This is a genomic window from Mycobacterium sp. 360MFTsu5.1, from assembly GCF_000383495.1.
In the GTDB taxonomy this organism is placed as follows: Bacteria; Actinomycetota; Actinomycetes; order Mycobacteriales; family Mycobacteriaceae; genus Mycobacterium; species Mycobacterium mucogenicum_B.
In genome coordinates, this window is record NZ_KB911466.1 from 499,391 (window position 1) to 520,643 (window position 21,253).

15 protein-coding genes are annotated in these 21,253 nt (G+C 68.6%); 9 read left to right on the forward strand and 6 right to left on the reverse strand.

Features of this window, described 5'->3' with window-relative positions; genetic code table 11:
• Positions 1-45: 45 nt before the first annotated feature.
• Genes H289_RS0114730 through H289_RS0114745 form a run of 4 tightly spaced genes read left to right on the forward strand, consistent with a single transcriptional unit; the run spans position 46 to position 5,968 of the window.
• A complete protein-coding gene (locus tag H289_RS0114730; protein WP_020101564.1) occupies positions 46-3,465 on the forward strand; it encodes a TM0106 family RecB-like putative nuclease in 3,420 nt (1,139 codons plus the stop codon).
• Entirely contained in the window at positions 3,462-3,977 is a 516-nt protein-coding gene (locus tag H289_RS0114735; protein WP_020101565.1) for a hypothetical protein, read from the forward strand. Before H289_RS0114730 ends, H289_RS0114735 begins: the two co-directional genes overlap by 4 nt.
• A complete protein-coding gene (locus tag H289_RS0114740) occupies positions 3,974-5,326 on the forward strand; it encodes an FAD-binding oxidoreductase (RefSeq protein ID WP_020101566.1) in 1,353 nt (450 codons plus the stop codon). Before H289_RS0114735 ends, H289_RS0114740 begins: the two co-directional genes overlap by 4 nt.
• 33 nt (positions 5,327-5,359) lie before the next feature.
• Entirely contained in the window at positions 5,360-5,968 is a 609-nt protein-coding gene (locus H289_RS0114745) for a hypothetical protein (RefSeq protein WP_138158334.1), read from the forward strand.
• 94 nt (positions 5,969-6,062) lie between these two features.
• On the opposite strand, the gene H289_RS30550 is transcribed toward H289_RS0114745, so the two are convergent.
• Both H289_RS30550 and H289_RS0114755 read right to left on the reverse strand, forming a co-directional pair.
• Entirely contained in the window at positions 6,063-7,814 is a 1,752-nt protein-coding gene (locus H289_RS30550; RefSeq protein WP_020101568.1) for an MFS transporter, read from the reverse strand.
• A 185-nt stretch (positions 7,815-7,999) separates the two neighbouring features.
• Complete coding sequence (locus tag H289_RS0114755) at positions 8,000-9,286, reverse strand: Bcr/CflA family efflux MFS transporter (RefSeq protein ID WP_051128485.1); 1,287 nt, start codon at positions 9,284-9,286, stop codon at positions 8,000-8,002.
• Positions 9,287-9,445: 159 nt separating this feature from the next.
• Between H289_RS0114755 and H289_RS0114760 the strand changes: the two genes are divergently transcribed.
• On the forward strand, positions 9,446-10,198 hold the full coding sequence (locus H289_RS0114760; protein WP_029105249.1) for a hypothetical protein: 753 nt from the start codon (positions 9,446-9,448) through the stop codon (positions 10,196-10,198).
• A 226-nt stretch (positions 10,199-10,424) separates the two neighbouring features.
• Entirely contained in the window at positions 10,425-14,093 is a 3,669-nt protein-coding gene (locus H289_RS0114765) for a multifunctional oxoglutarate decarboxylase/oxoglutarate dehydrogenase thiamine pyrophosphate-binding subunit/dihydrolipoyllysine-residue succinyltransferase subunit (RefSeq protein WP_020101571.1), read from the forward strand.
• Here H289_RS0114765 and H289_RS0114770 read toward each other — a convergent pair.
• On the reverse strand, positions 14,068-15,183 hold the full coding sequence (locus tag H289_RS0114770; RefSeq protein ID WP_196810038.1) for an MbnB/TglH/ChrH family RiPP precursor modification enzyme: 1,116 nt from the start codon (positions 15,181-15,183) through the stop codon (positions 14,068-14,070). The genes H289_RS0114765 and H289_RS0114770 overlap by 26 nt on opposite strands.
• On the reverse strand, positions 15,180-16,067 hold the full coding sequence (locus H289_RS0114775) for a TIGR04222 domain-containing membrane protein (RefSeq protein WP_020101573.1): 888 nt from the start codon (positions 16,065-16,067) through the stop codon (positions 15,180-15,182). Before H289_RS0114775 ends, H289_RS0114770 begins: the two co-directional genes overlap by 4 nt.
• A 240-nt stretch (positions 16,068-16,307) precedes the next feature.
• Between H289_RS0114775 and H289_RS0114780 the strand changes: the two genes are divergently transcribed.
• Together H289_RS0114780 and H289_RS0114785 are read left to right on the forward strand one after the other, a co-directional pair.
• The gene (locus H289_RS0114780; protein WP_029105251.1) at positions 16,308-17,144 is read left to right on the forward strand and encodes an SDR family NAD(P)-dependent oxidoreductase; all 837 of its coding nucleotides are present in this window, start codon (positions 16,308-16,310) and stop codon (positions 17,142-17,144) included.
• A 29-nt stretch (positions 17,145-17,173) separates the two neighbouring features.
• The gene (locus tag H289_RS0114785; RefSeq protein WP_020101575.1) at positions 17,174-18,004 is read left to right on the forward strand and encodes an SDR family NAD(P)-dependent oxidoreductase; all 831 of its coding nucleotides are present in this window, start codon (positions 17,174-17,176) and stop codon (positions 18,002-18,004) included.
• On the opposite strand, the gene H289_RS0114790 is transcribed toward H289_RS0114785, so the two are convergent.
• Complete coding sequence (locus H289_RS0114790) at positions 18,001-18,861, reverse strand: glycine betaine ABC transporter substrate-binding protein (protein WP_020101576.1); 861 nt, start codon at positions 18,859-18,861, stop codon at positions 18,001-18,003. The genes H289_RS0114785 and H289_RS0114790 overlap by 4 nt on opposite strands.
• A gap of 5 nt (positions 18,862-18,866) precedes the next feature.
• Positions 18,867-20,009, reverse strand: a complete 1,143-nt coding sequence (locus H289_RS0114795; protein WP_029105252.1) for an NAD(P)-dependent malic enzyme — start codon at positions 20,007-20,009, stop codon at positions 18,867-18,869.
• Positions 20,010-20,145: 136 nt separating this feature from the next.
• On the opposite strand from H289_RS0114795, the gene corA reads away from it, so the two are divergent.
• Positions 20,146-21,252 carry a magnesium/cobalt transporter CorA gene (gene corA, locus H289_RS0114800; protein WP_020101578.1) on the forward strand — a complete coding sequence of 369 codons (1,107 nt, stop codon included), beginning with the start codon at positions 20,146-20,148 and terminating at the stop codon, positions 21,250-21,252.
• Position 21,253: the final 1 nt, after the last annotated feature.

Sequence of the window (21,253 nt, forward strand, 5' to 3'; positions counted from 1 at the left end):
CCAAGGTAACCCCGGTCTGTCGGCGGGCTGCCATATGGTGGCGACGTGTTCCTCAGTCCGACCGATCACGCTGCGCCGGTCATATACAGCGCATCGGATCTCGCGGCTGCGGCGCGCTGCGAGTACGCGCTGCTGCGCCGGTTCGACGGGCTGCTGGGCTGGGGACCGAAGGCCGTCGTCGACGACGACCTGCTGGCCCGCACCGCCGAATTGGGCGACGCCCATGAGCAGCGGCATCTGGAGCAGCTGCGGGAGACATCCGGGGACAACGTCACGATGATCGGCCGGCCGCGGCCGTACACCGTGGCCGGGCTGCTGGCCGCGGCCGAAGCCACCCGCGCCGCCGTCGACCGCCGAGCGCCGGTCATCTACCAGGCCGCGATGTTCGACGGCCGCTTCCTGGGTTTCGCCGACTTCCTGATCCTCGAGGACGGCCGCTACCGCCTGCGCGACACGAAGCTGGCCCGGTCGGTGAAAGTCGAGGCGCTCCTGCAGTTGGCGGCGTACGCCGACGCGCTGGACCAGGCCGGCATACCGGTGGCGCCCGAGGTGGACCTGGTGCTCGGCGACGGCACCATCGCCAGTTATCCGGTGGCCGAACTGCTTCCGGTCTACCTGCCGCGGCGCGCGGCGCTGCAGCGACTGCTCGACGAACACCGGGCCGGCGGAGCGCAGGTGTCCTGGGAGACGCCGACGCTGCGCGCCTGCCACCAATGCGAGGACTGCGAAGTCGAGGTCCGGGAGCGCGATGACCTGCTGCTGGTGGCCGGCATGCGGGTCAGCCAACGAGCCCGGCTGCTCGACGCCGGGATCACCACCATGCACCAGCTGGCCGAGCACAGCGGCGCGGTGCCGGGGCTCTCGTCGCGCATCGTGGCGAATCTCGTCGGGCAGGCGCGGCTGCAGGTCGCTCCCCCGGTCGACGACAAGCCGCAGTTCGAGGTCATCGACGCACAGCCGCTCACGGGGCTGCCCGAACCCGACCGCGGCGACCTGTTCTTCGACTACGAGGGCGACCCGCTGTGGACCGAGAACGGCCGGGACTGGGGCCTGGAGTATCTGTGGGGCACCCTGACCGCGACGGGGCAGTTCCACCCGCTGTGGGCGCATGACCGGACCAGTGAACGGCAGGCGCTCATCGATTTCCTGGCGCTGGTTCGCAAGCAGCGCAAGCGGTACCCGAACATGCACATCTACCACTACGCGGCCTACGAGAAGAGCACGCTGCTGCGGCTGTCCGGGCGCTACGGCGTCGGCGAGGCCGAGGTGGACGAGCTGCTGCGCAGCGGTGTGCTGGTCGACCTGCTGCCGTTGGTGCGCAAGAGCATTCGGGTCGGGACCGAGAGCTACAGCATCAAGTACCTGGAGCCGCTGTACATGGGCGGCGAGCTGCGTGTCGGCGAGGTCACCAAGGCCACCGACTCCATCACGCAGTACGCGCGGTACACCGAACTCGCAGCGGCCGGCGAGCACGAGGAAGCCGCGACGGTCCTCAAGGAGATCGAGGACTACAACCACTACGACTGCCGCTCCACGCTGCGGCTGCGCGAGTGGCTGCTCGGGGTGGCATGGGCCGAGGGCATCGCGCCGCGCGGACCGGCGGTCGGCGGCCCCACGCAACCGGAGACGGCCGCGCCGGCCGACGATGCCACCCAGCGCGCGCTGGCGAAGTACGCGGGCGACGGCACCACGGCACGCTCGGACACGCAGCAGGCCGTCGCCATGGTCGCGGCCGCCCGCGGGTACCACCAGCGCGAGGAAAAGCCGTTCTGGTGGGAGCATTTCGACCGGATCAACAACCCGGTCGACGAATGGGCCGACAGCACAGACGTTTTCGTGTCGACGGCAACCCCGCACGTCGCCGTCGACTGGAACATCCCACCCAAGGCCCGCAAGCCGCAGCGCCAGGTTTTGCTGCGCGGCGAGATCGCCGCCGGCTCGATCCGGCCCGGCGCCGAGGTTTTCGCGCTCTACGAACCACCCTCTCCGGCAGGACTTTCCGACGATCCCGATGTCCGCGCTGCCGGTACCGCCACGGTGGTGGACTGCAACGAGGACGGCACCGAGGTGCTCATCGTGCACCGGACCGGCAAAGACGGCGATGAGTTCGGCCAGCTGCCCTTCGCCCTGACGCCGGGGCCGCCGCCGAACACCAAACCGCTGCGGACCTCGATCGAGACGACGGCTGCCGAGCTCGCCGCCGGATTGCCGTCGTTACCGCCCCACGCGGCGCTCGACATCCTGCTGCGGTCCGCCCCGCGCACGCTGTCCACCGGCCCGCTCCCCCGCACCGGCGACACGACGCGGGATATCGTTGCGGCCCTGCGGGATTTGGATTCGTCGTACCTTGCGGTGCACGGCCCGCCGGGTACCGGAAAGACCTACACCGCCTCGAAGGTCATCGCCGACCTCGTCAACCGCGACCACTGGCGCATCGGTGTGGTGGCGCAGGCTCATGCCGTCGTGGAGAACGTGCTCAGCAGCGTGGTCAAGGCCGGGGTCGACGGCCGGGTCGTCGGCAAGAAGCGTGCGCCCGAGGACGCGCCGTTCACCGACGTGCCGGACAACCAGTACGCGCGCTTCATCGAGGACAGCAATGGCTGCGTGATCGGCGGCACCGCTTGGGATTTCGCCAACGACGGCCGTGTCCCGCGCGGCAGCCTGGATCTGCTCGTCATCGAGGAGGCCGGCCAGTTCAGCCTGGCCAACACCATCGCCGTCGCACCGGCGGCGAGCAATCTGCTGCTGCTCGGTGACCCGCAGCAGCTGCCGCAGGTCAGCCAGGGCACCCACCCCGAGCCGGTCGACGAGTCGGCCCTGAGCTGGCTCGTCGAGGGCAGTCATACCCTGCCCGCCGAACGCGGCTATTTCCTCGACGTGTCGTACCGGATGCACCCGGCAGTGTGCGCCCCGGTGTCGGCGCTGTCTTACGACAACCGGCTACTGGCGGCCGAAAGCGTCAGCGGCGCACGGCGATTGGCTGGTATCGAGCCAGGTGTGCACCTGATGATCGTCGAGCACGAGGGCAATGCGACCGACAGCCCCGAGGAGGCCGAGGCGATCATCGCCGCCATCGGCGGCCTGGTGGGCAGGCAGTGGACCGACGAGGACGGCACGAAAACCCTTGGTCCCGAGGATGTCCTGATCGTGGCACCGTACAACGCGCAGGTGGTACTGCTGCGCGAGCGGATGGACGCGTCGGGCTACGGCGACGTCCAGGTGGGCACCGTCGACAAGTTCCAGGGGCGGCAAGCGCCCGTGGTGTTCGTCTCGATGACGGCGTCGTCCATCGCCGAAGTACCCCGCGGCATGGGCTTCCTGCTCAATCGCAACCGCCTCAACGTGGCGATCAGCCGCGCCAAATACGCCGCCTACGTGGTGCGTTCGGCGCTGTTGACCGACTATCTCCCCTCGACGCCGGACGGGATGATCGAACTCGGCGCGTTCCTGTCGGTGACCGCATGACCATGCCGCCGCCGGGGATACCAGTGCCACCCGTTCACCACGTCTGGACCGCGGGGCCGTCCGATCGTGGGCATTTCACGTGGCTCTCCACCCGGCAAGCCCTGACCCGGTGGCAGCTGTGGTTGATCATCGTCGTCGTTGTCGGGTTCACCGCGAGCCGCGCGTCGTCCATCGGAGCCGGCATCGGAATTGCGATCTTCTTGTTGCCGCTCCTGGTCGGCGTGATCGTGGCGCTCACCTGGTTCAGCAGCCACCGGGCGCTGGGCCGCACCATGTTTCCCGGCGCACAGTGGGCGACAGGATTCAACGATCACGGGTTCATGCTGGCCAGCCCGACCGGCACGCTGACGTTCGACTGGGGCACCGTCACCGCGATCCGGCCCTCCGCCGAGCTGGTGACCCTCCAGACCAAGACCGGCCGCATCGGCATCCCGGCGCCACTCGTCCCGCCACCGGCGGTCGCATACGCCGCCGGCCAGATTGCCCGTCAACAGGCGGTCTCACGGCCATGACTCTCTTGGATCAGCTCGCATCCATCGTCGGCGCCGGGTACGTCACCACCGATCCCGATGTCCTCGCCGGACGCGTCGTCGACCAGACCGGCCGCTACCGCGGCCACGCCCAGGCGCTGGTCCGCCCGGGCAGCGAGACCGAGGTCGCGGCAGTACTGCGGGCGTGCCGGGGCGCGGGCGCCTGCGTCACGGTGCAGGGCGGACGGACGTCACTGGTAGCCGGCACCGTCCCCGAGCACGACGACATCCTGCTGTCCACCGAACGGCTGTCGGCCATCGACGCCGTGGACACCGCGGAACGCCGGGTCCGAGTCGGGGCCGGAGCGACCTGCGCCGCCGTGCAGCACGCCGCCGCCGCCGCGGGGCTGGTGTTCGGCGTCGACCTCGCGTCCCGTGATTCGGCGACCGTCGGTGGCATGGCGTCGACCAATGCCGGCGGCCTGCGGACGGTGCGCTACGGCAACATGCGCGAACAGATTCTGGGCCTCGAGGTGGCGTTGCCCGACGGCACGGTGGTGCGGCGGCACAGCCAAGTGCGTAGCGACAACACCGGTTACGACCTGACCTCGTTGTTCGTCGGCGCCGAGGGCACGCTCGGGGTCATCACCGGCCTGGACCTACGGCTGCACCCCGTACCGCCGCATCGGGTGACCGCGGTGGCCGGGTTCGACGACCTCGACGCCCTTATCGCCACCGGGCGACGGCTCCGGGACACCGACGGCATCGCGGCACTGGAACTGGTCGACGCGCGCGCCAGCGCCCTGACCGCGGAGCACCTCGGCGTGCACGCGGCCGTCAGCGGCGCGTGGCAGCTGCTGGTCGAAATGGCCGGCGAGGCAGACCAAACCGACCTGCTGGCCGACGTGTTGGCCGACGCCGAGCTGACGGGCGAACCCGCGGTGGGCGTCGATGCCGCCGCCAGCCAGCGGCTGTGGTTGGTTCGCGAATCGATCGGCGAAGTGCTGGGCTGGTACGGCCCTCCACTGAAATTCGATGTGTCGCTGCCACTTTCAGCCGTGGCACGGTTCGCTGATGCCGCGACCGCGGTCACCGCCGAGCACGCGCCCGAGGCCATTCCCGTGCTGTTCGGTCACATCGGCGAGGGCAACCTGCATCTGAACCTGGTGCGCTGCAACGTCTCCGGCGAAAGCGAACGCGCCCTCTACACCGCGATGATGAATCTGATCGCCGAATGCGGAGGCAACGTCAGCTCCGAACACGGCGTCGGCTCCCGCAAGCGCGACTACCTGACCATGTCACGCACCGACGCCGACGTCGCAGCCATGCGCACGGTGAAGGCAGCGTTCGACCCGACGGGGTACCTCAATCCCGCGGTGCTGTTCCGCTGATCCGGTTCCAGAGGCTCCGGTAGCGTCAATATCGTGCGCCGATACGCCCTGGTTGTAGCCACGCTCCCCGTGCTCGCGCTCACCGCAGTAGCGCCCGACAGCCACGCCGCCCCGGCCTGCGGCACCACCGACCCGAGCCGCGCGCCCGCCGTCATCACCGGGTTCGACGGCTACAGCGCGGTGAACGTCTGCGACTACGCCGGGCCCAAGCACTACGGCTGGTCGTCGCACCGGTTCAAGACCGCCGGCGGCGTGCACTGCGAGCTGTACGACGGGCCGAACTCGTGGCAGTACTACTCCAGCATCACGTGCTGGGGGACGCTGCCCGGCGTACCCGCGGGCGTCACCCAGGTGGAGGTCGCGGCCGGCAGCGTGGCGAGTTTCGGCCAGGCAGATGTGAAGCAGAAGGAAACGCAGGACGGCGGCGTGCTCGTCGACCCGGCCAGTTACCGGGAGCTGGCCCCCGGCCAGAAGATCGTCGTCCCCGGCGCCAAGGGGGCCGTCGACGAGAACGACGAAGTGTGCGCGACCGCGGGCGACGGTGCCCTCACGTGTGAAATCCAGAATCCCGGCGAAGCCTGGGGCCAGGACCGGAAGACCCACGGTTTCGTGCTGTCGGCGCAGGGCAGCCGCGTCTACTGAGCACCGCCGGTCGCGGCCGTAACGCCACGGCGCGAATGGTCGCCGGAAATCGCCCTGCGGTTACGTTCGCGAGCCGGTGCGAACCCGTGCGGCACTACATCGAATGCAAACCGTAGATGCCGGGATCGTCGGCCTCGTCGTCTTCCCGATAGTGCCGGCCGCGCCGCGGCGTCGGAGGCGCTTCAGCCGCCACGACCTCCGGGCGACGCGGACTGTGCCAGTGGTCGACGCGCATCGGAATAGGTGAGGTGCGCGGCTCGTCGGGGTCTTCGGACTCGAAGTGCGCGTAGTCCTCATCAGATTCGGCGGGCACGGCGTAACGGTCCCACTGCTCGGAGTCAGCCACGGCGTCGAATGCGGCGCGGTCGACGGTGTACTCGACGTAGTCGTCGTCATCGGGAAAGTAGTTGGGTTCGGGCGGTTCCGGGACAGAGGTCCGGGGCCGAACCAACGGCGCGGCGGTCGCCTGGCCCCGCAGGAACAGCGCGGCGACGATGCCGAACAACGCGACGAACGCCGGCAGCAGCAGCGACTGCGACATCGCGGTCGCGAACGGCTCGTGCAGGAACGGCGGCAGCGTCACCGGTGTGCCTTCGCCGGCAACGGGACGGCCGCCGGTCGGCATCTCGGCGCTGATCCGGGACGTCATGTAGGCGGCCATGCCGGCGCTGCCCAGCACCGAGCCGACCAACCGCGTCGCGTTGTAAACGCCGGACCCGGCGCCGGCCAGCCGCGGCGGCAGATTGCGGGTCGCGGTCGCCGCCAGCGGCGACCAGATGAACGCCATGCCGATGCCCATGACGATGAACGGCAGCGTCAGCTGCCACAGCGGCGTGTCGGGAGTCAGCCCGAACGACAACCAGGTCAGCCCGATCGCCAGCGCCGAGAATCCCGACCCCACGATCGGTTGCGGCGGGTAGCGGTCGATCAGCTTGCCGACGAGCGGCGCCAGCATCCCGGACACCACCGCCATGGGCGCGGTGAGCAGTGCCGACTCCGTCGCGCTCAGACCGAGGACGGCCTGGGCGTGGAACATCACCGGCAGGATCATCGCGGTGACGCAGAAGCCGATGGTGGCCACGGCCACGTTGGACAGGCAGAAGTCGTTGTCGTGGAACACCGTCAGCGGGATCAGCGGCTCGTCCGGGTTGACCGCCTGCCAGTACACGAAGGCGGCCATGAAGCCCACGCCGGCGAGGATCACCAGCCAGATCCACCAGGCCCAGCCGTGAGTCTGTCCCTCCTGCAGGCCGAACACGATGCCGAACATGCCGACACCCGACAGCACCACGCCGAGGACGTCGAACCGGTGCCGCTCGGTCGGCAGCTGCGGCACCAGCACCCAGGCCAGCGCCAGGCCGACGATGCCGATCGGCACGTTGACGAAGAAGATCCACTGCCAGCCGAGATGGTCGACCAGCACGCCACCGGCCAGCGGGCCGACCAGTGTCGCCACCCCGGCCGTGGCGCCCCACACGCTCATGGCCGCGCCGCGGCGTTCGGGCGGGAAGATGCGGGTGATCGTGGACAGGGTCTGCGGCGTCAGCAGCGCCGCGCCCAGCCCCTGTACGACGCGCGCGGCGATCAGCATCCCGATGCTGCCGGACAAGCCGCACCACAACGACGCCAGCGTGAACACCGCCAGGCCCGTCAGATACAGGTTGCGCGGCCCGAAGCGGTCACCGAGCCGGCCCGCGACGAGCAGCGGTACCGCATACGCCAGCAGATAGGCACTGGTCACCCAGATGACACCGTCGTAGTCGGTGCCGAGCTTCTGCATGATGACGACGTTGGCGACGGCGACGATCGTGGAGTCCACCAGGATCATGAAGAAGCCGAACATCATGGCCCAGAGGGCATGCCACGGCCGACTCACTTGCGCAGCGCTCACCGACGAACTCCGGCGGAAATCAACGTATGCATGCAGTGGGTATCAAGTCTGGTGGCCGGCCGATGTGCCGGTCTCCACTTCGACGCTACGGACAGTCGCGGATCCGAACAAGTCAGCAGTTCGGCGCCGCCACCACAGACCTAATGGCGGTGACGTTCGTGTCCCGACTCACCCTTGTCGCCGACAGCCAGCAGCGCGAACAGGGCGACCACGACGCCCGTCGTCATCACGCCCGCGAGCGCCAACTCACCGTTACCCAGCGCGCCGACGAGTGGCGCCACCGCCGCGCCGAGCCCGAACTGGGCGGCGCCCAGCGCGGCCGCCGCGGTACCGGCGGCATCGGGGTGACGGGCCAGTGCGACGGCGGGTGTGTTCGGAATCACGAGGCCCATCGCGGCCAGCATCGCCCATACCGGGATGAGGAACCCGGCCAGCCCGCCCACGTGCAGCGCGGCCAGCGCGACGAACACGAGGCCGAACACCGACGCGGCGATCAGCGCGACCACCGCGATCTTCTGCGGCTCGAACCGGCGCAGCAGTACGACGTTGAATTGGGTGGAGCCGATGAGCGCGATCGCCCCGGCGGCGAACACCAGCGCGAAGGACTGCTGGTCGAGGCCGTACCGCCCCTGCAGCACGAAGGCGGCACCGGCGATGTACGCGAACAGGCCCGACATGCCGAGGGCACCGACGAGGACCAGCACCACGAAGCGGACATCGCTCAGCACCTCGACGTACGTCCGCAAGATCGCCCGCAGTTGTAGCGGGCGCCGGTCGGCGACGGCGAGGGTCTCGGGCAGGGCCAGCACCGCCACCGCCAGGATCGCGCCGCCCAGGACGGCGAGCGCGGCGAACACCCAGTGCCACGAACCGCGCAGCAGCACGGCCGCGCCGAGCGACGGCGCCAACACCGGCGCCACGCCCAGGACCAGGATCAACCGCGACATCACGACGGCCGCGACCGACTCTTCGAAGAGGTCACTCACGACGGCGACGGCCACGACAGAAGCCGCGGCGGCACCCACACCCTGCAGCGCGCGGGCGATGCCCAGCACCTCGATGTTCGGCGCAAACAGGCACAGCAGCGACGCCGCCATGTGCAGCAGGATGCCGGCGACCAGGGGCCGCCGACGGCCCAACGCGTCCGACAGCGGGCCGACGATCAGCTGGCCGAGGGCCAGGCCGCCCAGCGTCCCGGTCAGCGTCAGCTGCGCGACCGACGACGACAACCCCAGCTCAGAGGCAATCCGGGGCAGTGCCGGCAGGTACATGTCGATGGTCAGCGGGCCCAGTGCGACCAGCAGGCCGAGCACCACGATCATCCGGGTACGGCTCGGCGCCGGACGTACTTCCGGGGCCTCGGCGGGCACGCCACTATCGGTGGCGTCGCCTACCGCTGTCAGATCCACAAGGGGCGATGCTGCCATGAATATGGTTAGCAATGCATACCGGTTTTTTCTTCCCGGCAAACCCGCAGTGTTCAGATGTGATCACCGGCTCAGCCGGTGCCGGGCACTCAGATGCCGCCCCGATCGTTGACCACGCGTTAGCCTGAATTCCTGAGACGGAGATGGAGAGGCCGGCCGATGAGTGCTCGCTCCAGCATGAAGGGGCAGTTGCCTGTGAAGCATGACGCCCACGCCGAGAACCCTGGCGCTGCCGCCAAGGCGCTCTCGCACATCCTCGAAGGCGGAGCCCGAGTGCAGGCGCCGGCAGTGGCCGCCTACGTGAACCGGTTACGTGAACACAACCCCGGTGCCACCCCGGCCGAGATCGTCACCAAACTCGAGAAGCACTACCTGGCCGCGACCATGGCCAGCGGCGCCGCAGTCGGATCGGCCGCGGCCTTCCCCGGCATCGGCACGCTCGTCGCGATGTCCGCGGTCGCCGGCGAGACCGTGGTGTTCCTCGAAGCGACCGCGGTGTTCGCCCTGGCGGTGGCCGAGGTGCACGGCATCCCGGTCGACCAGCGGGAGCGTCGTCGCGCGCTGGTGCTCGCCGTACTCGTCGGCGACGAGGGCAAGCACGCCATCGGGGACCTGCTCGGCACCGGCCGCACCAGCGGCGCGTGGCTGGCCGACGGCGCCGCGACCGTTCCGCTACCGGCTGTCTCGCAATTGAATTCGCGACTGCTGAAGTTCTTCGTGAAGAAGTACACGCTCAAGCGCGGCGCCATCGCGTTCGGCAAGCTGCTGCCGGTCGGCGTCGGCGCGGTGATCGGCGGTGTCGGCAACCGGTTGATGAGCAAGAAGATCATCGAGAACGCCCGCGCGGCCTTCGGGCCCGCCCCGGCGCGGTGGCGCCAGACGCTGCACGTGCTGCCCGAGGCACGGGATTAGCAAACCCTCCGCAGATTGATGAACCAATACGTAGGCTTCCGCCGTCCGAGGATTCGACCGACGGGTTAGCCTTAGTCGGCACGGGGGCGGGCGACCGCCAACACAACAGAGGGCGCGTACGCCGGGCTGAGGTCCGGCACTCGCCGGACAGAAGGAAACGAGGCGAATAGCGGCCGTGAGCACATCACCTTCACCATTCGGTCAGAACGAGTGGCTGGTCGAAGAGATGTATCGCAAATTCCGTGAGGACCCGTCCTCGGTGGACCCGAGTTGGCACGACTTCCTGCGTGACTACAACCCCGAACCCGTCACGGACACAACAGATTCCGTAGCCGCGGCGACCCCGGCGCCCGCCGCCGCACCCGCAGCCCCGGCTGCTGCGCCGACCGCACCGGCTCCCGCCGCGGCCCCTGCCGCACCGGCTGCCCCGGCCCCCGCCGCGCCTGCCAAGGCCGCCCCCGCCAAGGCCGCTGCCGGACCCGCGCCCGCCGAGGACGCCGAGACGCAGACGCTGCGCGGCGCCGCTGCCGCCGTCGTCAAGAACATGAACGCGTCGCTGGACGTGCCGACCGCCACGAGCGTGCGCGCCATCCCCGCGAAGCTGATGATCGACAACCGCGTCGTCATCAACAACCACCTCAAGCGCACCCGCGGCGGCAAGATCAGCTTCACCCATCTGCTGGGCTACGCGATCGTCCAGGCGGTCAAGCAGTTCCCCAACATGAACCGCTACTTCGCCGAGGTCGACGGCAAGCCGACGGCCGTCACGCCGGCGCACACCAACCTCGGTCTGGCGATCGACCTGCAGAACAAGGACGGTTCGCGCCAGCTCGTCGTTGCAGCCATCAAGCGTTGCGAGACAATGCAATTCGGCCAGTTCATCGCCGCCTACGAGGACATCGTCCGGCGTGCCCGCGACGGCAAACTGACCGCCGAGGACTTCAGCGGCGTCACCATCTCGCTGACCAATCCGGGCACCATCGGCACCGTGCATTCGGTGCCGCGCCTGATGCGCGGTCAGGGCGCCATCATCGGCGCCGGTGCCATGGAGTACCCGGCCGAGTTCCAGGGCGCCAGCGAAGAGCGCATCGCCGAGCTCGGCGTCGGCAAGCTCATCACCCTGACGTCGACCTACGACCACCGCATCATCCAGGGCGCCGAGTCCGGTGACTTCCTGCGCACCGTGCACCACCTGCTGCTCGACGACGCCTTCTTCGACGAGATCTTCCGCGAGCTGGGCATCCCCTACGAGCCGGTGCGCTGGCGGATCGACAACCCGGACTCGATCGCCCACAAGAACGCCCGCATCATCGAGTTGATCGCGGCCTATCGCAACCGCGGCCACCTGATGGCCGACATCGACCCGCTGCGCCTCGACAAGACCCGCTTCCGCAGCCACCCCGACCTCGACGTCAACACCCACGGCCTGACGCTGTGGGACCTGGACCGCGAGTTCAAGGTCGACGGTTTCGCCGGCAAGCAGTTCATGAAGCTGCGCGACGTGCTGTCGGTGCTGCGCGACGCCTACTGCCGCCACGTCGGTGTCGAGTACACCCACATCCTCGAACCCGAGCAGCAGAAATGGCTGCAGGAGCGCGTCGAGGTCAAGCACGACAAGCCCACGGTCGGTGAGCAGAAGTACATCCTGTCCAAGCTCAACGCCGCCGAGGCCTTCGAGACCTTCCTGCACACCAAATACGTTGGGCAGAAACGCTTCTCGCTGGAAGGCGCGGAAGCCGTCATCCCGATGATGGACGCCGCCATCGACCAGGCGGCCGAACACAACCTCGACGAAGTCGTCATCGGCATGCCGCACCGCGGCCGCCTCAACGTGCTGGCCAACATCGTCGGCAAGCCGTACTCGAAGATCTTCAGCGAGTTCGAGGGCAACCTGAACCCGGCGCTGGCGCACGGTTCCGGCGACGTGAAGTACCACCTCGGCGCCACCGGCCACTACCTGCAGATGTTCGGCGACAACGAGATCGACGTGTCGCTCGTGGCCAACCCCAGTCACCTCGAAGCCGTCGACCCGGTCCTCGAGGGCCTGGTCCGGGCCAAGCAGGACCTGCTGGTCGGCGACGAACACGACGACAGCGACGCGCACGGCCGCTTCTCGATCGTGCCGATGATGCTGCACGGCGACGCCGCGTTCGCCGGCCAGGGCGTCGTGGCCGAGACGCTGAACCTCGCGCTGCTCAAGGGCTACCGCACCGGCGGCACCATCCACATCGTCGTGAACAACCAGATCGGATTCACCACGGCGCCAACGGATTCGCGCTCCAGTGAGTACTGCACCGACGTGGCCAAGATGATCGGCGCGCCGATCTTCCACGTCAACGGCGACGACCCCGAGGCCTGCGCCTGGGTGGCCCGTCTCGCCGTGGACTTCCGCGAGGCGTTCAAGAAGGACGTCGTCATCGACATGTTGTGCTACCGCCGCCGCGGCCACAACGAAGGCGACGACCCGTCGATGACCCAGCCGTACATGTACGACGTCATCGACACCAAGCGCGGCGTCCGCAAGACCTACACCGAAGCCCTCATCGGCCGCGGTGACATCTCCCTCAAAGAGGCCGAGGACGCCCTGCGCGACTACCAGGGCCAGCTCGAACGGGTCTTCAACGAGGTCCGCGAGCTCGAGAAGCACGAGCTCGCGCCCAGCGAGTCGGTGGAGTCCGACCAGACCATCCCGCAGCGCCTGCTGACCGCGGTCGACAAGTCGCTGCTGGCCCGCATCGGTGACGCACACCTCGCGGTGCCCGAGGGCTTCAACGTGCACCCACGCGTCAAGCCCGTGCTGGAGAAGCGCCGCGAGATGGCCTACGAAGGCAAGGTCGACTGGGCGTTCGCCGAGCTGCTGGCCCTGGGCTCGATGGTCGCCGAAGGCCGGCTCATCCGGTTCTCCGGTCAGGACACGCAGCGCGGCACCTTCACGCAGCGGCACGCGGTCCTCATCGACCGCGTCACCGGTGAGGAGTTCACCCCGCTGCAGCTGCTGGCCACCAACACCGACGGCACCCCGACCGGCGGCAAGCTGCTGATCTACAACTCGGCGCTGTCGGAGTTCGCCGCGGTCGGCTTCGAGTACGGCTACTCGGTGGGCAACCCCGACGCCATGGTGCTGTGGGAAGCCCAGTTCGGTGACTTCGTCAACGGCGCGCAGTCGATCATCGACGAGTTCATCAGCTCCGGTGAGGCCAAGTGGGGCCAGCTCTCCGACGTGGTGCTCCTGCTGCCGCACGGTCACGAGGGCCAGGGCCCGGACCACACATCGGGCCGCATCGAGCGGTTCCTGCAGGTGTGCGCCGAAGGTTCGATGACGGTCGCGATGCCGTCGACCCCGGCCAACTACTTCCACCTCCTGCGCCGGCACGGCCTCGACGGCATCCACCGGCCGCTCATCGTCTTCACCCCGAAGTCGATGCTGCGCAACAAGGCCGCGGTCAGCGACATCAAGGACTTCACCGAGATCAAGTTCCGCTCGGTGCTCGAAGAGCCGACCTACGAAGACGGCGTCGGCGACCGGTCGAAGGTCACCCGGGTGCTGCTCACCAGCGGCAAGCTGTACTACGAGCTGGTGGCCCGCAAGGCCAAGGACAAGCGCGAGGACATCGCGATCGTGCGCATCGAGCAGCTGTACCCGCTACCCAAGCGCCGGCTCGAGGCGACGCTGGCCCAGTACCCGAACGTGCAGCAGTACTTCTGGGTGCAGGAGGAGCCGGCCAACCAGGGTGCCTGGCCGACGTTCGGCCTGAGCCTGCCGGAGCTGCTGCCCGACCGCCTGACCGGCATCAAGCGCATCTCGCGCCGGGCCATGAGCGCGCCGTCGTCGGGCAGCTCGAAGGTGCACGCCATCGAGCAGCAGGCCATCATCGACGAGGCGTTCGCCCCGTAGCGCCGAACCTGAGCTTGGGTGCGAAGTTCCGCCGGAACTTCGCACCCAAGCTCATTTTCGCGTGAGTATGGGCTCGCTTGTGCGCCAATGCGGTGCCGGCCACCGCAACCCGGTCGGCGTCGAATCCCGGCGGCGGGCCGGACAGCCCCAGCAGTGCCTGTAGCAGTGCGTCCTCGGCGTCGGCCAACGCCCGACGCGCGATGTCGGACGGCTCGGGCGCCACTCGACCGGATGCACGCCGCAGTCCCGCGGCCCAGGGCCGGACCACGTCGTCACCGGCTCGCCCGGCAGCCGACCGGATGGCGGCCAACTCCCGGGCCAGCACGCTCGGCGCCGGGTAGGCGCCGTCCCGTTCCAGCATGACGGCGGGCAACGCGGTTCTGCCCGCGAGCTCGGCGAGCAGGTCCAGGATCGGCTCGGCGACGTCGGCGGTGTGGGTGTCGTGCCAGACGCCGTCGCGCAAGGCACCGCCGGCGACGTGGACGTAGGCGATCCGATCCAACGGCAACGTGTCGAGTGCCTCGAGTGGATCGGCGCCGAAGTTGACGGCGGACGTGTACAGGTTGGCCACGTCCAGCAGCAGGAGCGCGCCGGTGCGCTCGATGATCTCGCACAGAAACTGCGCTTCGGTGAGCTCGTCGTCGGGCCAGGACACAACGGACGCCACGTGTTCGAGGGCCAGCGGAACGGCCAGCGCATCCTGGGCGATCCGGACGTTGGCCACGACGACGTCGAGCGCGGCGCGGCTGCGCGGCACCGGCAGCAGATGCCCGGCTTCGCGGTTTCCGGCGCGCACGAAAGCGATGTGCTCGCTCACCAACGGGGCACCGAGGGCCGCCGCACACTCGCCGAGGTGCTTCAGCCGGGCGGATTCAGGCCGCTCCGCGCCACCCAGCGAAAGCGAAATTCCATGTGGCACAACGGGAATTCCTTGACTATGAACCGCCTGCAACGACTCCGGCAGGGCGCCCGGCCGGATGCCTTCGGCGATCACCTCCATGAACTCGACACCTGGCAGTCGCTCGATGGTGAGGTCGATCTCGGGCCGCCAGCCGATACCGACGGCGGGACCGGAGGCACCGGCGGTCATCCGCCGCACCCGCCGCACCCGCCGCAGCCGCCGCCACATCCCCCACTGCCGCCACAACCACCGCCATCTGCGACGCCGCCGCTGCCGAGCAACGAGGTGCGCAGATCGTCGTCGGTCAGCGCGGCGAATCCGAGCAGCGCGACGCCGACCACCTGTGCCAGGCGGGCGGCATCGGTGCGCCCGGCCTCCGTCGCAGGCTCGGTCAGGGCCGCCCCGGACTCATACCGGTTGCGCATGCCCTGCAGTGCGAGTTGTCCTGCCGCGGACGGTTGGTGTGCCGCATCGGCAAGAAATGCGCGCACCAGGACGAGCGTCGACAAGCCGGTGGCCACCAGGAAAACGAACAGCAGAAGGACCTTGTGGTGCAGCTCGATGCCGTTGATCAACCGGATCACACCGACAACCCACACCGCGCACGGCAGCAGCACGCAGGCGCGCAGAGCGGCGGTCGAAGCGCTGTCGAGAAGCAGACCGCGGGCGCGCAACCGGTCACCGATCGCCACGATGCGCGGGTGCTCGCGCAGACGCTTGATCGCGACCTTCCGGCGGGGCGCCGCGGACACGCAGTCGGCGACGGCGGCGTCCACATCGTCGGTCAGCGTGACGTCGGCGGCAACGGTGAGCGTGCCGCCGCGAGAAACCAGAAGCCGGTCGCTGAGGGCCAGGTTCGCGATCGCCGCGCTGACAGCACGGTCCGAGCCGCCGGCCAGGTAAGCGGTCTCGTACGGATCCAGCAGCGGCCGCGGAGTCGCGGCATCGGTTTCCGCAGTTTCCGAGTGGATCAACACCGCTCGGAAGGCGTACATCAATGCCAGCGCAAGCAGATACGTGACGAGATAGATCCCCAGAAACTGCGGTCCGGTCAGGCCCCATGATGCTGTCATCGGAATCAACTCCTTGCCGTCGGGTCGAAGAAGCGGAGCAGTGCAGCGAGCGTCTCCGTAACGTCGGCGAGAAGCGACAAAATGCGCTTGCGGCGGCCGTTTCCTTGCATGATTCACAGGTTGAGGACGGTTTGGTACCGTTGGGTACCGCCACTCTTGCAGCACACCCGGTGCCATCCGACACCGGCGGTACCGGATACTGTCGCTAGCAGCACGCGCATCGACCACAAGGGAGTGTTCATGGAGGGCTTCGCCGGGAAAGTCTGTGTCGTCACCGGAGCCGGATCGGGTATCGGTCAGGCCCTCGCCATCGAGCTCGCCCGCTCGGGCGCCAAGCTGGCGATCAGCGACGTCAACACCGAGGGCCTCGCCGAGACCGAAGAGCGCATCAAGGCCATCGGCGCCCCCGTCAAGACAGACCGCCTCAACGTCACCGAGCGCGAGGCCTTCGCCCTCTACGCCGACGCCGTCGCCGAGCACTTCGGCAAGGTCAACCAGATCTACAACAACGCCGGCATCGCCTTCACCGGCGACATCGAGGTCAGCCAGTTCAAGGACATCGAACGGGTCATGGACGTCAACTTCTGGGGCGTCGTCAACGGCACCAAGGAATTCCTGCCGCACCTCATCGCCTCGGGCGACGGCCACGTCGTCAACGTCTCCAGCGTCTTCGGCCTGTTCGCCGTCCCCGGCCAGGCCGCCTACAACGCCTCGAAGTTCGCCGTCCGCGGCTTCACCGAGGCGCTGCGCCAGGAGATGAAGCTCGCCGGCCACCCCGTCAAGGTCACCACGGTGCACCCCGGCGGCGTGAAGACCGGTATCGCCCGCAACTCCACCGCGGTCGAAGGCATCGACCCGAAGGAACTGGCCAAGACCTTCGACGCGAAGCTGGCCAAGACCACGCCCGAACGCGCCGCCAAGATCATCCTGGAGGCCGTCCGCAAGGGCCACGCCCGCGTGCTCGTCGGGCCGGACGCCAAGCTGCTGGACGTCATCATCCGGGCCACCGGCTCGGGCGCGTACCAGGACCTGTTCTCCCGCGTCACGTCCCGCGTGATGCCGTCGCGCTCGCACTGACACCCACCACCCAACGCAAAGGAGCGGTCATGGAGGGATTCGCCGGCAAGGTCTGTGTGATCACAGGAGCCGGATCGGGTATCGGTCAGGCGCTGGCCATCGAACTGGCGCGCTCGGGTGCGTCGCTCGCGATCAGCGACATCGACACCGAGGGCCTGGCCAAGACCGAGGAACAGGTCAAGGCCATCGGCGCTCCGGTGAAAGCCGACCGGCTCAATGTCGCCGAGCGGGAGGCCTTCGAGCTCTACGCCGACGAGGTGGTCAAGCACTTCGGCAAGGTCAATCAGGTCTACAACAACGCCGGCATCGCCTTCACCGGTGATCTCGAGGTCAGCCAGTTCAAGGACATCGAGCGCGTCATGGACGTCGACTTCTGGGGCGTCGTGAACGGCACCAAGGTCTTCCTGCCGCACCTGATCGCCTCGGGCGACGGGCACGTCGTCAACGTCTCGAGCATCTTCGGCCTGTTCGCGGTGCCCAGCCAATCCGCTTACAACGCAGCCAAATTCGCCGTCCGCGGCTTCACCGAGGCGCTGCGCCAGGAGATGAAGCTCGCCGGGCATCCGGTGAAGGTCACCACGGTGCACCCGGGCGGCATCAAGACCAACATCGTGCGCAACTCGACCGCGGCGTCCGACATCGACTCCGCGGGCCTGAACAAGCTGTTCGACCGGGCGGCCCTGACCACGCCGGAACGGGCCGCGCAGATCATCCTCGAGGCGGTCCGCAAGGGCCACGCCCGGGTGCTGGTCGGGCCCGACGCCAAGATCGTCGACGTGATCGTCCGCATCACCGGGTCAGGTGCCTACCAGGGCCTGTTCGCCGCCATCGCCGGACGGGTGCTGCCGCGGCTCGGCTAGTGGTCCAGCGGGTGCTGGGCCAGCCACGCACCCGCCACCGCCGCCGGATCGGCGCCTTTGTCGACCTGACCGATCATGTCGGTCAGCGTCGCGGTGTCCAGCTCGCCGGCAATTCCGTTGAGCGCCAACACCTGTTGTTCGGCGAGGACGTTGCGCCGGTACAAGGGCACCACATTCTCGGCGCGGATCAGCGCGGTGCGGTCGGTCAGCACCGTCACACCCGCCGGTACTGCCGGCGCCGCGGTCGAGGTCCAGGCCACCGTCACCGCACCCGCCTTCAACGCATCGAAAAGGCCTGCGGCGTCCTTGAATTCACGAGCGGCCGGTAGGACGCAGTCCCCCACGCGAGCCGGGTGCGCGTCCCCCGCCACCACTCCGACGGACAAACCGCCGCAATGCCCCGGTAGCGCCGCGACATCCCGCTTGCCCCAACGGTCCGCCGTCGCGGCGGTGACCGCGACAGCCGGCTTGTCCTGGGCCGACGCCGTGTAGTCGGCGGCGGCGACGCCTTCAGGCAACGCCGAGATCATCGACCGGTACACCTGCTCGTCGGCCCGTGCCGTGGCGTGCGGGACGAACCTGGCGAGCAGTTCGCCGGTGAGCCCCGGCGCCACCGTCACATCGGCGGAGTCAAGGGCCGCAACAGGATCCGGGACCAGGTGCACACGGGTCGGGATACCGAAATAGCCCAGCGCCGCCGAGTACAGATGCGCGAGCAGTTTCGACTCGCTGGTCGGCGCCGCGCCGACCGTCAGTGCCGGAGGTCCCGGCACCGACTGTCCGGTGCTGCAGCCCGCCGTCGTCGCGGTGAGCAGTGCAGCCAGCGCCACACCGCCCGCCGCGACCCGGCGGCTCATGGTGTTCAGGCTTGCGACGCGGCGGCCACCGCAGCCGCCACGGCCGGACCCACGCGCGGGTCGAGCGCGCTGGGCACGATGTAGTCGACCGTCAGATCGTCACCGACGACCGAGAAGATGGCATGTGCGGCAGCCACTTTCATCTCCTCGGTGATGCGACGGGCACCGGCGTCCAGGGCGCCCCGGAAGACGCCGGGGAAGGCCAGCACGTTGTTGATCTGGTTCGGGAAGTCGCTACGGCCGGTCGCCACCACGGCGGCGTACTTGCGGGCCGCGTCCGGGTGAATCTCCGGATCCGGGTTGGACAGCGCGAACACGATGCCGTTGGGGGCCATCGTCGCGACGATCTCCTCCGGCATCACACCGGCCGACAGACCGAGGAACATGTCGGCGCCGGCCAGTGCCTCGGCGGCGCCGCCGGTGATCCCACGCGGGTTGGTGCGGTTCGCCAGTTCGGCCTTGAAGCTGTTGAGGTCGGTGCGACCCGAGTGCACGACGCCCTTGCTGTCGAGCACGACGATGTCGCGGATGCCGCTGGCCAGCATGATGTTGGTGCAGGCGACGCCGGCGGCGCCGGCGCCCGACACGACGACCTTCAGGTCGTGGATGTCGCGGTCGAGGGCCTTGGTGGCGCCCAGCAGCGCGGCCAGCACCACGATGGCGGTGCCGTGCTGGTCGTCATGCATGACGGGGCAGTCCAGCGCCTCGATGACGCGGCGCTCGATCTCGAAACATCGCGGCGCGGAGATGTCCTCCAGGTTGACGGCGCCGAACGTCGGACGCAGCCGGATCAGGGTCTCGACGATCTCGTCGGGGTCCTTGGTGTCCAGCACGATCGGGATGGAGTCGAGGCCGCCGAAGGTCTTGAACAGGGCGCTCTTGCCCTCCATGACGGGCAGGGACGCCGCCGGGCCGATGTCGCCGAGGCCAAGCACGGCGCTGCCGTCACTGACGACGGCGACCAGGCGGTTGGCCCAGGTGTACTTCTTGGCCAGGGTCGCATCGGCCGCGATGGCGCGGCTCACCTGGGCGACGCCCGGGGTGTAGGCGATCGACAACGCGCGCTGGGTATCCAGCGGCTCGTTGAGGGCTACGGAGAGCTTGCCCCCTTCGTGGGCGGCGAAAATTTCCGCATCATCGATGACCACCTGGGGTGTGCGCACAGCACCTGACTTATCTGACACCGCGTCAGGCTACTTCACTCAATTGTTACTCGCGGGTTCCGCGTAGCATTTGCGACTGGTCTATTGATCCGAGAAGTCCGCCCCACGGGAGGTCAGCCGCATGCCCTCGTTCCGCGCGCTCCAACCATCGAACTTCCGTCCCGTCCCGAAGAAGACGCAAGCCGGCCCCGATGCCAGCTCGATCCACGTTCCGGTCGCCCGCGCCACCGTCGACTGCGGCGTCTACTCCATGGGCGCGCGGCTACCCGGCAAGTACACCCACGGTGCCGCCGTCGCCAAGGTGCGCGAACTGCGCGCGGCCGGCGCGGAGGCCTTCGTGTGGATCGGGCTGCACGAGCCCGACCAGCACCAGATGCAGGCCGTCGCCGACGTCTTCGGGCTGCACGAACTGGCCGTCGAGGACGCGGTGTGCGCCCACCAGCGGCCCAAGCTGGAACGGTACGACCAGACCCTGTTCCTGGTGCTCAAGACGGTCAGCTACGTCGAGCACGAGTCCGTCGTCAATGCCCGGGAGATCGTCGAGACCGGCGAGATCATGGTGTTCGTCGGGCCCGACTTCGTCGTCACCGTCCGGCACGGCGAGCACAGTGGACTGGCGGGGGTACGGCACCGGCTGGACGAGTCGCCGACCATCCTCACGCTGGGCCCGTACGCGGTGATGCACGCCATCGCCGACCATGTCGTGGACAGCTACCTCGAAGTCACCGCGCTGGTCGAGACCGACATCGACACCATCGAGCAGACCGTCTTCTCCTCACACACCCAGACCGACATCGAGAGCATCTACCTGCTCAAGCGTGAAGTGGTCGAACTCCGGCACTCGGTGAATCCGCTGACGATGGCGCTGCAGCGACTGCTGTCCGACCACAACGACCTGATCTCCAAAGAAGTCCGCCGCTACATCCGCGACGTACATGACCACAACAGCCAGGCCGCCGACCAGATCACCGGGTTCGACGACCTGCTGAGCTCGCTGGTGCAGGCCGCGCTCGGCAAGGTCGGGATGGAACAGAACGCGGACATGCGCAAGATCTCGGCGTGGGTCGCGATCGCCGCGATGCCCACGATGATCGCCGGCATCTACGGCATGAACTTCGACAACATGCCCGAACTGCATTGGCATTACGGCTATTTCGCCGTGCTGACGGTGATGGTGCTGGTCTGCACGGGGTTGTACCGGACCTTCCGCCACAACCATTGGCTGTGAC